Source organism: Notoacmeibacter ruber, from assembly GCF_003668555.1.
GTDB classification, from domain to species: Bacteria; Pseudomonadota; Alphaproteobacteria; order Rhizobiales; family Rhizobiaceae; genus Notoacmeibacter; species Notoacmeibacter ruber.
In genome coordinates this window covers 1,926,883-1,941,167 of sequence record NZ_RCWN01000001.1, presented here as the reverse complement: position 1 = coordinate 1,941,167, position 14,285 = coordinate 1,926,883, and the positions used below count along the sequence as shown (strand labels likewise).

The 14,285-nt window shown below is 61.8% G+C and carries 12 protein-coding genes; 6 read left to right on the top strand and 6 right to left on the bottom strand.

The genetic code is table 11. From position 1 onward, the window contains the following. Positions 1–162: 162 nt before the first annotated feature. The 3 genes from leuA (at position 163) to D8780_RS09245 (ending at position 3,511) form a co-directional block, all read left to right on the top strand. Complete coding sequence (gene leuA / locus D8780_RS09255; protein ID WP_199699637.1) at positions 163–1,842, top strand: 2-isopropylmalate synthase; 1,680 nt, start codon at positions 163–165, stop codon at positions 1,840–1,842. Further along, positions 1,842–2,633: an alpha/beta fold hydrolase gene (locus D8780_RS09250; RefSeq protein ID WP_121645332.1), complete on the top strand. Its 792-nt coding sequence runs from the start codon at positions 1,842–1,844 to the stop codon at positions 2,631–2,633. Before leuA ends, D8780_RS09250 begins: the two co-directional genes overlap by 1 nt. Positions 2,634–2,725: 92 nt before the next feature. Then, entirely contained in the window at positions 2,726–3,511 is a 786-nt protein-coding gene (locus D8780_RS09245; RefSeq protein WP_121645331.1) for a hypothetical protein, read from the top strand. Here the strand turns inward: D8780_RS09245 and D8780_RS09240 are convergent. Continuing rightward, positions 3,484–4,452 (bottom strand): metallophosphoesterase family protein, encoded by a 969-nt coding sequence (locus D8780_RS09240; RefSeq protein WP_121645330.1) that lies wholly within the window; start codon positions 4,450–4,452, stop codon positions 3,484–3,486. The genes D8780_RS09245 and D8780_RS09240 overlap by 28 nt on opposite strands. A 51-nt stretch (positions 4,453–4,503) precedes the next feature. Between D8780_RS09240 and D8780_RS09235 the strand changes: the two genes are divergently transcribed. Then, positions 4,504–4,977, top strand: coding sequence for an NUDIX domain-containing protein (locus D8780_RS09235; RefSeq protein ID WP_121645329.1), 474 nt, complete (start codon positions 4,504–4,506; stop codon positions 4,975–4,977). Positions 4,978–4,992: 15 nt separating this feature from the next. Here D8780_RS09235 and D8780_RS09230 read toward each other — a convergent pair whose 3' ends face one another. Beyond that, the gene (locus D8780_RS09230) at positions 4,993–5,850 is read right to left on the bottom strand and encodes a hypothetical protein (RefSeq protein WP_121645328.1); all 858 of its coding nucleotides are present in this window, start codon (positions 5,848–5,850) and stop codon (positions 4,993–4,995) included. Positions 5,851–5,932: 82 nt separating this feature from the next. After that, entirely contained in the window at positions 5,933–6,901 is a 969-nt protein-coding gene (locus D8780_RS09225; protein ID WP_121645327.1) for a glutathione S-transferase family protein, read from the bottom strand. A gap of 292 nt (positions 6,902–7,193) precedes the next feature. On the opposite strand from D8780_RS09225, the gene D8780_RS09220 reads away from it, so the two are divergent. After that, complete coding sequence (locus D8780_RS09220) at positions 7,194–7,730, top strand: GNAT family N-acetyltransferase (protein WP_121645326.1); 537 nt, start codon at positions 7,194–7,196, stop codon at positions 7,728–7,730. Between the two features lie 29 nt (positions 7,731–7,759). Further along, complete coding sequence (locus tag D8780_RS09215; protein ID WP_121645325.1) at positions 7,760–8,416, top strand: metallophosphoesterase; 657 nt, start codon at positions 7,760–7,762, stop codon at positions 8,414–8,416. Between the two features lie 4 nt (positions 8,417–8,420). On the opposite strand, the gene D8780_RS09210 is transcribed toward D8780_RS09215, so the two are convergent. The 3 genes from D8780_RS09210 to D8780_RS09200 are packed head-to-tail and all read right to left on the bottom strand — an operon-like array spanning position 8,421 to position 14,280. After that, positions 8,421–10,505, bottom strand: a complete 2,085-nt coding sequence (locus D8780_RS09210) for a hypothetical protein (RefSeq protein WP_121645324.1) — start codon at positions 10,503–10,505, stop codon at positions 8,421–8,423. Further along, positions 10,502–13,378 carry a DUF4159 domain-containing protein gene (locus D8780_RS09205; protein ID WP_121645323.1) on the bottom strand — a complete coding sequence of 959 codons (2,877 nt, stop codon included), beginning with the start codon at positions 13,376–13,378 and terminating at the stop codon, positions 10,502–10,504. Before D8780_RS09205 ends, D8780_RS09210 begins: the two co-directional genes overlap by 4 nt. Further along, positions 13,378–14,280 carry a DUF58 domain-containing protein gene (locus tag D8780_RS09200; RefSeq protein WP_121645322.1) on the bottom strand — a complete coding sequence of 301 codons (903 nt, stop codon included), beginning with the start codon at positions 14,278–14,280 and terminating at the stop codon, positions 13,378–13,380. The genes D8780_RS09205 and D8780_RS09200 overlap by 1 nt, the downstream gene beginning before the upstream one ends. Between the last annotated feature and the right edge of the window lie 5 nt (positions 14,281–14,285).

Below are 14,285 nucleotides of genomic sequence, written 5' to 3'. Positions count from 1 at the left end.
CGATAGGCCGTTCGCGTCACTGCCCCAGCCAACTCAATTGAAATTTCAGACCGAATGGCCGACAAGGCCTCGCACGATGGCGCTCTTTGCGCGGCAGGCCCGGCGAGATGAATGGGATACCGACTTATGAACGATATGAATCTGAACGCAGGACGGCGGACGATGGATGACGCCGCGCGGAAATACCAGGCTTACCCGATGGTTGGTCTGAACGACCGGACCTGGCCGTCCAAACGGATCGAGAAGGCTCCGATCTGGTGCTCGGTGGATCTGCGCGACGGTAACCAGGCACTGGTCGATCCGATGGGCCACGACCGCAAGGCCCGCATGTTCGCGCTGCTGCTCGATATGGGATTCAAGGAAATCGAGATCGGCTTTCCCGCTGCCAGCCAGACCGATTTCGACTTTGCGCGCTGGTGCATCGAGAAGGGGGATGTGCCGCAGGATGTATCGCTGCAGGTCCTGGTGCAGTGCCGTCCTGAGCTGATCACACGCACGTTCGAGGCGCTGGAAGGCTCCAACCGTCCGATTGTGCATTTCTACAACTCGACGTCCGAATTGCAGCGCCGCGTCGTGTTCGGAAAGGATGTCGAAGGCATCAAGCAGATCGCCACGGACGCCGCCAAGATGATCACCGACATGGCCGCGAAGGCCGGCGGCGGCTACCGCTTCCAGTATTCCCCGGAGAGCTTTACCGGGACGGAACTGGAAGTCTCGCTGGAGATCTGCAATGCGGTGATCGAGATCATCCAACCGACACCCGACAGCAAGCTGATCATCAATCTGCCGGCAACAGTCGAGATGAGCACGCCGAATATTCATGCCGATCAGATCGAGTGGATGAGCCGCAATCTGGAGAACCGTGAAAACGTCATCCTGTCACTGCATCCGCATAATGACCGGGGCACCGGCATCGCTGCCACGGAATTGGGGCTGATGGCCGGCGCAGACCGCGTGGAAGGCACGCTGTTCGGCAATGGCGAGCGGACCGGCAATGTCGATATCGTGACGCTGGCTCTGAACATGTACACGCAGGGCGTCGATCCCATGCTGGATGTGCGCGATATCAACCGCATCAAGGAAGTCTTCGAATATTCCAACCAGATGACGATTCCGGAGCGTCACCCCTATGTCGGCGAGCTGGTCTACACGGCCTTTTCCGGCAGTCACCAGGATGCGATCAACAAGGGAATGAAGGCGGTCGCGCAGGCCAACAAGGAATTGTGGGAGGTGCCGTATCTGCCGATCGACCCGCAGGATGTCGGCCGCACCTATGAAGCCATCATCCGCATCAACAGCCAGAGTGGCAAAGGCGGTATCGCCTATATCATGCAAGCCGATTACGGCATGAACCTGCCGCGCAATCTGCAGGTGGAGTTCCGTCAGGACATTCAGCGCATCACCGATGAGCAGGGTGTCGAAATGCCGAGTGCGCAAATCCATGAGCGCTTCATGGAGCGTTATGTTGATCAGCCGAACGGACGGCTGAAATTCGTGGATCATCACACCTTCGCCGATAGCACCACGAACAGCCGGCGCATGGTGGAGGCGACGATCGTCGACGAAGGGCAAGAGATGCGGATCGCCGCATCGGGCACCGGTCCTGTTGACGGTTTCATCGCCGCATTGTCCGAGCATGTGGGCGTACCGATGTCGGTGATCGATTATTCGGAACATTCGATCGGCAAGGGCTCTGACGCGGCGGCCATCTGCTACATGGAGATCGATTATCCCGATGGTCGGCTCTTCGGTGTCGGTATCGACAAGAACATCGTGACCTCTTCTCTCAAGGCGATCACCGCTGCGGCGAACCGTGTTCTCTCGTCCGATCAGACAGCCTGATGAGCGACGACACCGATAAAAACGTTCCTCTCCGCGCCGAGATCTTCGGCGCGGCTGAGGGGACGAAGGTACTGGTTCTGCTGCACGGTTTCGGCGGTACTCACCACATCTGGCGACAGGTTGTCGCGTCCCTGCGAGACGCCGACCCGTGTCTTTCGATCATTGCCTATGACCTGCCGGGCCATGGTGAGAATCTGGACGCGCCAGATTCGGGGCCGCCGAAGCGGGCCGCACAACTGATTACCGCCGATCTCACACGGCGGGGCGTCCAGCACTTTCATCTCGCAGGACACTCCATGGGCGGCGCGATCGCAGCGCTCATCGCCATTTCCACCCCGGAGCGGGTCTCTTCACTCAGCCTTGTGGCTCCGGGTGGCTTCGGCCCGGAAATCGATATCAAAACATTGTCGGCCTTTGCGGCCGCCGAGACCCCCGAAGAATTGCGACGCTGCCTCGGCGCGATGAGTGCGCCCGGCACTGTGATGGCCGATGACGATATGAAGGCGCTTGCCGCCTCGCGGGCACAGCCCGGTCAGACGTCGATGTTGGAGGCAATTGCCGCAGGCATGACGCGGGATGGCAAACAGGGGCAATTGCCCGGCGAGTGGCTTGAAAAGCTCACCATGCCGGTCGCGCTCCTCTGGGGCACGGCCGACAGCATCCTGCCCTATCACCAGAGCCAAGGCATTCCGGCCCATTTCGCGCTGCATACCATCGTCGATGGCGGCCATATGTTGCCGGAGGAATGCCCGGAGACCGTTGCGCATATCATCGCCCTGACAGGTCGCTGAGGCACGTCAGCAGATTACCGAGATCTTTGATGGCAAATCGGCGCTGTGCCGCTAAAGTCGTGGCTAATCAGTGAGAGGATACGGACCGACAGATGGACGATAAGCAGGATCAGCCCGATGGTGATCCGGTGCGTACGCGCCGTCTTTCGGAGGCCATTCGCGAGGTGAAGAACGCGGTCGCGGACCGTTCCGACATACTTGGCGATCTCCGCGAAGCCCGGCAGGCGCGCATCGATCTTCTGGTGCAGGAGCTGGAATCCGTCATCGATGACATTCCGCCGGAGGACGATCGTTTCGATCTGGCTGTTTCATCGGGTGTGGAGCCGCGATTCTGGGTCGATGCCGTGGCTCATGTCCATATTGGCCGTGACGGTCGAACCTATTGTTTCGTGCGGGATTTGCGGCGGGGGCGTGAGGTGATCGCGGAATCGACCGACGCGCGTGAGATGGCGGAATATGTGACCTTCTACGTCGCGGAACGCATGGTCGAGCGTGAACGGTTGCAGATGGAAGGCGTCAGTTCAGGACGCCGGAGCAGCCTGCCGTCCCGAGAATGGCTCAATCCGCCGGAAGAGGCCGAAGCGGCAGAAAAGATCGAAAAGGATCAGACACCTGATACGGTCGAGGAAACCGATAGCGATACCATCACGGCTGCAAGGGCGAAGAGTGAGCCTGCAACCGTTCGATCTGGAAAGCGGCGCCGCTGGTGGTTGACAGCTCTGCTGGCGCTAATCGTGATCCTGTTGGGTATGGTGGTCGGATTCTTTGCTATCGCACTGTTTATCGCGCCGGAACTTCTTCAGAACCTGCTGAGCCAGGTGACGGATACGAGCGGTGTTTCAGCGGGGACTTATCGCGAGATCGCTTCACGGTTTTGAGGGCTGCTCCAATCCGGGTTCTCGATCGGCATATCCAGTTGATCGAGCTGCACCTCGGCGATGCATTCCAGCGGCGTGGTTTCACCCGTGACGGCGTAGCGCTCTAAGCCTATAGCCCAGCCATCGCGATTGTTGGGAGCGAAGGAAAAGCGGTTCCAGCCGCCGGCCGGCTTGTGGCCGCCCGCCTTTTGACCGGTCGCGCTCACACCGACCACCGGCACCGGCCCACCGGGGCCTTCCACACAGTGAATTGTCGGCAGGTGCGTATGGCCGTGAAGAACCAGTTCGGCGCCATGCTGAGAAACGATGCGCTGAAAAAGGTTGATACCGTTCAGCCGCTTGTGCTGCGAGGCGGCGTTACGCACCGGCGGATGGTGGATCATGATCACACGGCAGAGATTGCGTCGCTTGGCGTCGTCCAGCATCAGGGCAAGGCGGGTCGCCTGACGCCGCCGGAAGTAGCCGGTCGCCATGAAGGGCGCGGAGGCGCGCGCGCTGGAAATACCGATCAGCGCCAAAGGCCCACGCACGCGCATATAGGGAAAGGAGCGGCTATCGATCGGCGGCGCAACCTCATCGCCGCCCATCCACTGGCTCCAGGCGCGGCAAGCCTTGTCCAGAGCCCCCGGCACATAGGCATCGTGATTGCCCGGCACGAGCGAAACGAACTGGCCGTCGCCGAAGCCCTCAAGCCATTGTCGGGCCGACTCGATTTCGCTGTCGAGCGCGAGATTCGTCATGTCGCCGGTGATGGCAACATGATCGAGCGATGATTGCAGCATATGCTCGGCGACACGATTCAGCACCTCGTCGCCGAGAGCGCTTCGCCGGGTGCGGTGCCAGTTGACGTAGCCGGTGATACGCTTGCTTACCAGCTCACGATAGCGAATATCCGGCAACGGGCCGAGATGGAGGTCGGAAATGTGGCCGAGTGTGTACATCGATGCCTATCTTAGTCGCTCCGGGCAGGTTTTCCATACAGGATTGCGTGAATGAGATTGTCTTTCCGTGCAAGGCACCTGCGCCGTGCTGCGCTGCGGACCTTCTTTCTCTTCAAGAGGCCGATGACGCTTGGCGTTCGTGTTATCGTGCATGATCGCAATGCGGACAGTATCTTCCTCGTCCGCCACACCTATGTCGATGGCTGGTATCTGCCGGGCGGCGGCGTGGAGCGGGGGCAGACAGCCATGGAGGCGGTCTATGCCGAACTCTGGGAAGAAGCGCGCCTCAAGCCCCAGACCGATCCGCGCCTCGTGGGCGTTTTCTTCAATCGCCGGGCACGGCACGATCACGTCTTGCTCTATTTCACCGATGACTGCCGGCGGATCGGTGAGCACCCCGGTGATCGGGAGATTGCGGAGGCAAAGGCTTTTCCTCTTTCTGAACTACCGGACGGCGTTACCGCTGCAACCCAACGGCGCATCGAAGAATGGCGGGCAGGCAAGCCGCCCGCCACCGACTGGTAGGGCCTCTCTGTCAAGTCAGGTGCGCGACGGCATTTCGCCATCCCGACTATCGTCCGGAATCGGTGAGGCTGGGTTTGAATCCATGGGCGCGGTCGAACTCTTCGGCGGGACCGCCGGAGCCGGGAGCTTCTGGCCAGGTGAGCCGGACGAGATGGGGCCACGGCTTCGCTCTGTCAGAGAGTCGATGATCGGGCTCGCGGCTCGCAGGCACGCCTCGATCGGGGAATCGCCGCATGCGACATCGAACCTGCCGCCACCCGGCAATTGGATCGAGAAGGTGGCAGGAGGAGAATGGTGAATCCCGTGAGGGCCCCGGCGGTTCATGTCTCCATGTGTTTCCCTGCGATCGTGATATGAATCTTGCCGCATCGGATCTGGACGAGAATCGCATTGATGCATCAATCGTGCGCGCTGGCGCTTGAGCATGCGCCGGCACTTGCCCATGGTCCGCGCCTTTCGCTCATTACGAACATCGCCAGTCTGGCGATCACCGGCTCCCTGCATTTTCCGATTGCGGCGTTCGGGTGCCTGATCTGCCTTGGCTTTCGGCGAAGTGTTGGCAGCGGGCGTCTCGACATTCTCCTCGTCGACCAGTTCGTCGGGAGGGTCCATTTGCTCGATCTCAGGCGTTTCGGCGGAAATCGAATCGTCGTCCGACCCAGCACTATCACCGGGCTGAAGCGTCTGTTGGCTGGCCGTCTCCGCATCATCCGGCCCTTCATCGAGGTCGCGGATCGAGGTACCCGGCTCAGCCGGGACCAGAGCTGGTGTCTCGACCGTGGTTCCGTTCTGCTGGCTGAAGGCCGGCGCGGCTGTCATGGTCAGGGCGACTGCGGTTGCAGCGAGAAGTGAAAGATGATTGCTGCCAAGCATGGATGATCCTCCCTGGGATTGGCTGTCCGTTGGTTGGACAACGCCCCGGCAGGGAGGATGTTGCGCAGTTGCTCTCGAAGGCTCAGCCCCGGCCGTGCGGGCGGTCGAAATTCAGGATCGGACCCTTGGGAACGATACGGGTGGGATTCACGTCCGGATGGCTGGTGTAATAGTGGCCCTTGATGTGGTCCATCCGCACGGTCTCGGCCACGCCGTCCATCTGGTAGATCTCGCGCATATAGCCAGCAAGATTGGGCATCTCGTCGATGCGGTTGCGATTGCACTTGAAGTGGTAGTGATAGACCGCATCAAAACGGATCAGAGTGGTGAAGAGGCGGATATCCGCCTCGGTGAAGCGGTCGCCGACGAGGTAGCGGCTTTCCGCAAGCCTTTGCTCCAACTTGTCGAGCGCGCCGAAGAGATCGTCATACGCCCCTTCATACTTGTCTTGCGCCTTGGCGAAGCCGGCGCGGTAAACACCATTATTGATGTTCGGATAGACGAGATCATTGATCGCGTCGATTTCGCTGCGCAACTCATCCGGATAGAAATCCGCGCTGTCGCCTGCCCATTCGTCAAAAGCGGAGTTCAGCATTCGGATGATCTCGCTGCTCTCATTGCTGACGATGGTCTCTTTCTTCTTGTCCCACAGGACAGGGACCGTGACCTTGCATGTCGCCTGCGGGTCGGCGTGCTGATAGATCTCGTGAAGAAAGGCCTTGTCGTAAAGGGGATCGCCCGTTGCACCGTCCGCCTTGCGGAAACTCCACCCCTCGTCTCCCATATGCCAGTGGACGACAGAGACGGAGATGATGTCTTCCAGTTTTTTCAGCTTGCGCATCACAAGCGTACGGTGGGCCCAGGGGCAGGCATAAGATACGTAGAGGTGATAACGATCCACTTCCGCAGCAAAACCGGCCTCGCCCGAGGGACCGGCGCTGCCGTCCTTCGTCACCCAGTTGCGGAAGGTCGAATCGGGGCGGTCGAAAGCGCCATCCTTGATCCGGGCGACTTCACCACTTTTCCACGTTCCGTCGACAAGCTGTCCCATCGGTTTCTCCTCTCTCTTACTTGTACGGAGAGTTAGTGTGCCGGCACGCCTCCGCCCACACTTCCGGTCCTGAACAGTCCGTCTCCATCTGGTGGGGAGGCCGGCAGCGCCACCTTTGGGCTTGCACAGTGGACAGGCCCGTCATGATACGCTAGCCACCAGAGCAGACGGGCTCACGCGCCCGAAGATGAGAGGCATTTCAATGATTCTGCGACGAGGACGACGCGTTTCTTACTGAACGGTACTGCGATCTTGCGGTGCCCCTCTCTCTTCGCAAGTTCTGGATCGCCTCATGTCCGCACCCTCGTCGCCTGTCACACTGTCTCAGATTGTCTTCACTCCCGAGGAGCCGGAGGATGCCGGGTCGATAGACACACTGCACGCCGGTGTTTTCGGGCCCGGCCGTTTTGCGCGCGCGGCTTCGATCATTCGAGAGCAGGGATCGCATGACCTTTCCCTGTCGTTCACCGCACGGATCGAAGGCCTTCTGATCGGGTCGGTGCGTCTCACGCCCATTGCTGTCGGCGGAGAGCGCGGTCATCTGCTGGGGCCCCTCGCGGTGCTCACAGACCGGCGGAAGCTCGGTGTCGGCAAACATCTGGTCAATATGAGCGTCGAGGCTGCGCGGGCTGTGGGCAGCCCCTTCGTGATGCTGGTCGGCGATGCGCCCTATTATTGGTCGATGGGCTTTCGTCCGGTTTATACCGATCGGGTCCGCATGCCACTTCCTGTCGCGCCGGATCGGCTGCTGGTCTGCGAATTGCAATCCAATCTGGCGGAATGTCTGGCGGGGAACGTTCGCCATGTCCGCTGCATTGACAAAGGGTAGGTGCCACAAGACAGCCGGGAGCCGAGACAATGGCCTTCACTTTCGCCGTCGGAGATATTCACGGTGAAAAGGAGAAGATGGAAACGCTCCTCGGTAAGATCGGCGACTATTGCGACGCTGGCACCGTGGTCTTCATTGGCGACTATATCGACCGGGGGCCGGACAGCGCCGGTGTGCTCGATAGGCTGATCGAAGGCCCGTCCGACGGGTGGCGGTGGGTTATCCTGTCCGGCAACCATGAAATCATGATGTTGAATGCGATCAGCGAGAGCGGGAGTTCCACGGACGATCTGCCGCTCTGGCTTCAGAATGGAGGAAAAGCGACGCTCGCCTCTTACCCTGAAGGCACGGTCAAACCCGAGCATGTCAGCTTTATTCGGGGTCTCGACCTCCTTTATCGCGATCGACACCGTATTTACGGCCACGCATGGTATGACCCGGCCGTTGCCTTTGAAGACCAGCAGGAGGAAATGGTTCTTTGGGAGCGTTTCTCTTCGAGGGACCGCATGAAGGATCTCGCGCCGCTCCATTTCGTTCACGGCCATACGCCGCAAGCATCCAACCCTTCGTCCCGGGGCAACCGGACGAATGTCGACAGTGGCGCGGTCTTTGGCGGCCCGCTTTCAGCTGCGGTTTTCGATGACGACCAGCCCGGACCGCCGGTCGATCTCATTCAGGCGCAATAGGCGATCAACGCCCTTCGCGCCACCACATCCCACCGAGTAGAAGAAGAATGGCTGCCAAGCCGGCAAAGCCGGCAAGGAGGGGCGTTCGGTCCACGCTCCGCAAGATCGTCTCGTCGGTTTGACGAAGCCCGAGAAACCGATCCGAGCTTGCCGTGCCCGAGCGGATGGGGGCGACGGACGGGGAGCCATCCGAGACGCGCCGGACGGTTCCGCCCGTCTCATCCGCCAGAGAGGACAGTGTCTCCGTCGTCGAGATAGTATTGGCGAATTCCGGCGCGTTGACCGGACCGATATGCGCGATGGCATCCAGATCGCCGTTTTTCACGCGATGAAGGCCGATATCATCCATCGACAGACGCGCCGAGAAAATGCCGGGGCCATCTGCCGTAAGTTCGACTTCCCGCTCTTGCCCGTCCGGGCCTGTGATGAGGGCGGGCGGCGCCTCCTCGGACATGGTCTGGCGAACGATCTCCAGAACCATGCCGTCGCCTCGCGCCATGAGCCGCTCTTCCTCCAGTTCCGGCTGTTTCATCAGCCAGTGTGCGATCCGCCGGTAAAGCTGGACATGAGGTCCGCCGCCTTCGAAACCGCGTGACCAGAGCCAGCCCTGATCGGAAAGGAGCATGCCGACACGTCCCTCCTCGACACGGTCGAGAACGAGCAGCGGCGCATTGTCGATGCCTTCCATGACGACCTGTCCGCGCGGTTTGTCGACATTGATCTGGCGGAACCAGCGGCTCCATGAGGGTGGCTCCGCATTGGCGCCGTCGAGGCTGCGGGTGACAGGATGGCGCCGGCCGAGATCGCTCAGCGCAGGGCGAAAGCCGGCATTTTCAACCTGTCCGGTCGGCAGCGCGGGAAGGGCCGGCAGCAGTGGCGTACGGGCGATGGATTGCTCGGAGGCATATTCCGGGCCTGCTGCGACGAGCAATGCGCCGCCATTGCGGACATATTCGGCGATGTAGTCGTAATAGAGGATCGGCAGCACGTCGCGATGCTGGTAGCGGTCGAAGATGATGAGATCGAACTCGTCGATCTTTTCGACGAAAAGCTCGCGCGTCGGAAAGGCGATCAGCGATAGTTCGTTGATCGGCGTGCCGTCCTGCTTTTCCGGTGGCCGCAGAATGGTGAAGTGAACCAGGTCGACAGAGGCGTCGCTTTTGAGGAGGTTTCGCCAGGCCCGCTCGCCGGCGTGGGGCTCGCCTGAGACGAGCAGCACCCGAAGGTTTTCGCGGATCCCGTCAATATTGGCGATAGCGGCATTGTTGGCGGCCGTCAGTTCGCCCTCGGCCTGCGCCACCTCGATCTCGACGATGGAGCGACCGGCGTTCGGCAATTCGACGGAGGTCACGGTTTCGCGTCCGATCAGCGCCTGTTCGCGCGAAACCTCCTGGCCGTTCAAACGAACGGTGACGTCGACCATACCGTTTTCCGGCTCATCGGCACCGGCCGCTATCCCTTCCGACAAGACGCGATAGGTCAGCTCCACGGGCTCGCCGACAAGGGCGAAGCGGGGTGCGCGTTCCAGACGTAGCCGCCGGTCGAACTCGTTCTTTTCCCCGGTGATCAGCCCATGCACCGGCGCATCGATTCCGGCTGTTGCGGCATCGGTCGGGATGTCGTGGATCTGGCCATCGGTAATGAAAACTGCGCCCGCAACACGCGCTGGCGGAACGTCGGCCAGAAGGCTGTTGAGGCTTTCGAAAAGACGGGTCTCGGTACGGTCGGCATCCTCGGAGGGGCCGCCCGCCTCAGCAACGCGCAGTTCGAACTGCGGCAATGCCTCGATCCGTTCGCGTAGATCGGCAAGGGCTTCGTCGGTCTGGGAAGCGCGCTCGCCGATCTCCTGACTCTGGCTCCTGTCAACCACGACGGCGACGATGCTTGTCAGGGGATCGCGCTCTTCGCGCAGAACGACCGGGTTGGTGATCGCAAGAAACAGCAGCGTTGCCGCAAGGGCGCGGATGAGCGCGCCGCGCCGGCGAAACACAAAGCCGAGACCGACGAAAACAATGAGCGGCAGAGCCAGAACGGCCAGCCAGAGAGGGGGTACGAGCGGTTCGAACGCGAGCGAAAACTGGTCGGTCACTGGCCGAGCCTTTCCAGCAGTACCGGTACATGCACCTGATCCGCCTTATAGTTGCCCGTCAGCATATACATCACGATGTTGGTGCCGACACGATAGGCATATTCGCGCTGGCGTTCACCGCCCGGTACGACTGGGAGCAGCGGCCGTCCATCGTCTGAAATCGCCCAGGCACCCGCCAGATCGTTACTCGTGATCATGATCGGAGAGACGCCATCGGCGCGTCGGACCGGGCGGGCCATCCCACCATCCGCATCGGTCAGCGCCTCGACCCAGAGCGGTCCGTTGGCGTAGCGGCCGGGGAAACTCGGCAGGATGTAGAAGCTCTTCGTCAGAACATGATCGGCAGGGACCGGCTCAAGCGGCGGGACATTCAGCGTCGCAAGGATGTCGCGCAGCTTGCGTGTGGCCGGCGTCACGGTGCCGCTGCGGCGCAGGTTCTGCGAGAACTCGTCCCTCGTATCGAACAGGACCGTTCCACCAGTGTTCATATAGGCATCGATCCTGGCGAGGGCTTCGGCCGATGGCGTCGGGGCGTCGGCTACGATCGGCCAGTAGAGGATCGGATAGAAGGACAGCTCGTCCGTTTCGATATCGACACCCTGTGGCTCGCCCGGCTCCATCGCAGTGCGTCCGATCAACCATGCTGAAAGGCCTCGCAGGCCTGCCCGGCTGATGCGATCGGTCTCAGCGTCGCCGGTCATGACGAAGGCCAGTCGGGTTCTCGTCAGCGCCTCGACGGCTTCGGCGCCGTCGATTTCGCTTTGCCTACTGCCGGTGCCGCCTGATGATCCCGGTGTCTGCTGCTGCGCGTGAAGTTCGCCCGGCGCTGACAGAAGGCCAATGGCGAGGACGGCCCCTATTGCTGCGGCGCTTCCACGACGCACACCGCGCTGAACGGGACGAAGGGAGGTGAGAGCGCCCGAGAGCCAGAGATTGATGAGGCTGTCGATCGCCAGAAGAGCCAGCGCGATAGCGAAAAGCGGCCCCCGAAGATCGATCTGTTCGCCGTCGCCATAGCCGATCCGCTGGACCGCCGTGTCGAGATCGGGGAGGGCGATCGGCTCCAGACGGTCGTCCTCACTCATGAGATTGAGCGCGAAAACCGCATCTTCGGTCCCGTAAAGACCTGGGGGATTGGCAATCGTCACCTGCTCTGCCTGTGGCTCGAGGGGCCGAGCCTCAGCGCCTGGCGCGATCAGGAGGCCACTCGCATCGAGCACGCGCCATGGTGAAAGAGCCGCGGCCTGTGCCGTACCGGCGTCCGCATCCAGCCTGCCCTGGTTGCGCGACAGGCGGGTCAGTTGGCGCAGCATGTCGACGAAACTTCCCGAGAGGGGCAGGTTCGACCAGCTCGCTTCGGGCGTCACGTGGAAAAGTACAAGCGTCCCTTCGCCTTCCGTCCGTCCCGTCACCAGCGGCGTGCCGTCTTCGAGGCTGGCCCACGAGCGGTCGGCCAATTCGGGGGAGGGCTCGGCCAGTACCTGACGTTCGACCGAGACTTCGCGCGGGGGAATGAGCGAGGCGAACGGCCCGTCCGCCGGAAAATCCGCAACAGGCTGCGGCTCGCTAAAGGAGAGGGCTCCGCCGAGAGTGCGTTCCCCGCTGCGCAATCTCACCGGGAGCAGCGGGTCGGCGGTCAGGTCGCTGCCAGCGAGGCGCGGACCTGCGAACCGGATCAGCATACCGCCATTCTGTACCCAGCGCAGGAGCGACCGTTCGACGGCTTCCGGCAAAACGCCGACATCTGCCAGCACGATCATGGCCGGTTTCTGTTCCAGAACGGAGGGTATGGCCTCGCCTAGATCGCCGGACGTCGGTTCGACCAGATCGGCAAAGGGGGCGAGAGCCCGCCGGATGTAGAAGAGCGGTGCCAATAGTGGCTGGTTCCCCGCTTCGGCGCCGCTGCCGCCGATCAGTCCGACGCGCCTTCGGCGTGCGTCGTCATCCAGAAGGTGAACAGCCCCGGCCTGACTTTCTCCATCGACCGCAATGCGGACAATGTCGTTGCGGAGTTCGAAAGGCACGGCAAAACGCGCCTGCGCCTCGTCTTCGCCGGACGAAAAAGTCGCGTTGGTTTCGGCAATCCGGCGTCCGCGAGCATCATATGCACCGACAGCCATCAACGCCGGTCCGCCATCGTCGGGACGGCGTAGGGTCGTGACCAGCGCGTCGGCCTCGTTCTCCGCAGCGGTCACAATAACGGAAGGCAGACGGTCTGGTGCCCCGAGCACCACTTTGGCGGGCGACAGAGCAGAGAGAACCGAGAAGGCCATCTCGTCGGCCTCGGTGGACAGTCCGTCAGAAAGATAGGCCAAGCTGACGGGCTGATCGAGGGCCTGTGCCGCTTCTACGAGCCTTTCAAAGGTAGCGGTACGCTCGGCCGGGACGGGCCGGGGAGTTGCGGCCGCCAGGCGCTGTCGGGCTTCTGTGGCGTCGAAAGGACCGATCTCGCTATTGGCGGCATCTGCGGTGAAGGCAAGGAGGATCGGTCGTCCATCGTCCGCCGCTTCATCGACCAGGTCTTCTGCGGTCGCCAGGCGCTCATCCCAGTCTTCGGCGCTTGCCCAGTTATTGTCGACGATCAGGGCCAGTGCTCCCGTATCGGCAATAACGGTCTGGCGCGGGTTCCAGATCGGTCCGGCCAGCGCGAGCACGGCAATGGCGACGATCAGAAGTCGCAGCGCCGTCAGCCACCAAGGGCTCTTCTGGGGTGTTTCCTCGGTTTTCAGGACGCGCGCGAGAATGCGCAGGGGCGGAAAGACTTCTTCCTTCGGCCGCGGCGGCGTCGCTCTCAGCAGCCACCAGATCGCGGGAAGAGCAATCAGGCCGGCGAGGAGGGCTGGAGCGGCAAAAGCGAGCGGCAGACCAAACATCACTGGCCGCTTCCATGAGCCGTTGTCATCGCCTGATGAACATGAACGAGCGCTTCACTTGCCAGTTGGTCGGTATGGTTCAGCGTATAGCTCCAGCCGAGCCGACGGGCATCGCGAGAGATTTCGTCGCGCCGTGCCTGGTAGATATCGCGATAAGCATCGGCCGCATCTTCGGCGCGCCCCGCAGTGAGCCTCTCGCCGGTTTCCGGGTCGATGAAACGGGTGCGCCCGCCATAGGGAAAGTTCTCTTCGGCGGGATCGGATATCTCGATGAGATGGCCTCTCGCGCCGCGCTTGGCGAGCGGGCGCCACATTTCCTGCAGCGTCTCGACGTCATCGAGAAAGTCGGAAATCAGAACGACGTCGCACCGACCGCTGACGAGTTTGAAATCCGGGCGCTCGGGAAGAGGAGCCATCAGCATGCGGCTCGCCAGTCGCTCTGCTGCATTGCGTGTGGCCACCGGCTCCGAAAGACCGAGCCAGCCGATCCTTTCGCCCGATCGCGCGAGAAGTTCGGCCAGTGCCAGGGCGAGAACGATGCCCCGGGATTCCTTTGACACGTTGGCGCCTTGCGACTGGAACAGCATCGAAGGCGACGGGTCCGCCCACAGCCAGACCGTGTGCGCGCTTTGCCATTCATTGTCGCGCACATAGACATGATCGTCACGCGCGCTGCGTCGCCAGTCGATACGCGCCATGGTTTCCCCGGGCGTATAGGGGCGGTATTGCCAGAAATCCTCGCCAATGCCGCGCCGCCGCCGGCCATGCCATCCAGACAGGACGGCTGCGGCGATGCGCCGCGCTTCCACAAGCAGGTCCGGAATGAAGGCCGCACGTTCCCGCGCCCGTGCCAGAGCGTCTTGGGGCGCAACGGGTGCGCTGGATGTGCCGATTGCCGCCAATGGCT

Coding starts and splice junctions, on each gene's coding strand:
- leuA (WP_199699637.1), top strand. CDS start 163: ATGGATGACGCCGCGCGGAAATACCAGGCTTACCCGATGGTTGGTCTG.
- D8780_RS09250 (WP_121645332.1), top strand. CDS start 1,842: ATGAGCGACGACACCGATAAAAACGTTCCTCTCCGCGCCGAGATCTTC.
- D8780_RS09245 (WP_121645331.1), top strand. CDS start 2,726: ATGGACGATAAGCAGGATCAGCCCGATGGTGATCCGGTGCGTACGCGC.
- D8780_RS09240 (WP_121645330.1), bottom strand. CDS start 4,452: ATGTACACACTCGGCCACATTTCCGACCTCCATCTCGGCCCGTTGCCG.
- D8780_RS09235 (WP_121645329.1), top strand. CDS start 4,504: ATGAGATTGTCTTTCCGTGCAAGGCACCTGCGCCGTGCTGCGCTGCGG.
- D8780_RS09230 (WP_121645328.1), bottom strand. CDS start 5,850: ATGCTTGGCAGCAATCATCTTTCACTTCTCGCTGCAACCGCAGTCGCC.
- D8780_RS09225 (WP_121645327.1), bottom strand. CDS start 6,901: ATGGGACAGCTTGTCGACGGAACGTGGAAAAGTGGTGAAGTCGCCCGG.
- D8780_RS09220 (WP_121645326.1), top strand. CDS start 7,194: ATGTCCGCACCCTCGTCGCCTGTCACACTGTCTCAGATTGTCTTCACT.
- D8780_RS09215 (WP_121645325.1), top strand. CDS start 7,760: ATGGCCTTCACTTTCGCCGTCGGAGATATTCACGGTGAAAAGGAGAAG.
- D8780_RS09205 (WP_121645323.1), bottom strand. CDS start 13,378: ATGTTTGGTCTGCCGCTCGCTTTTGCCGCTCCAGCCCTCCTCGCCGGC.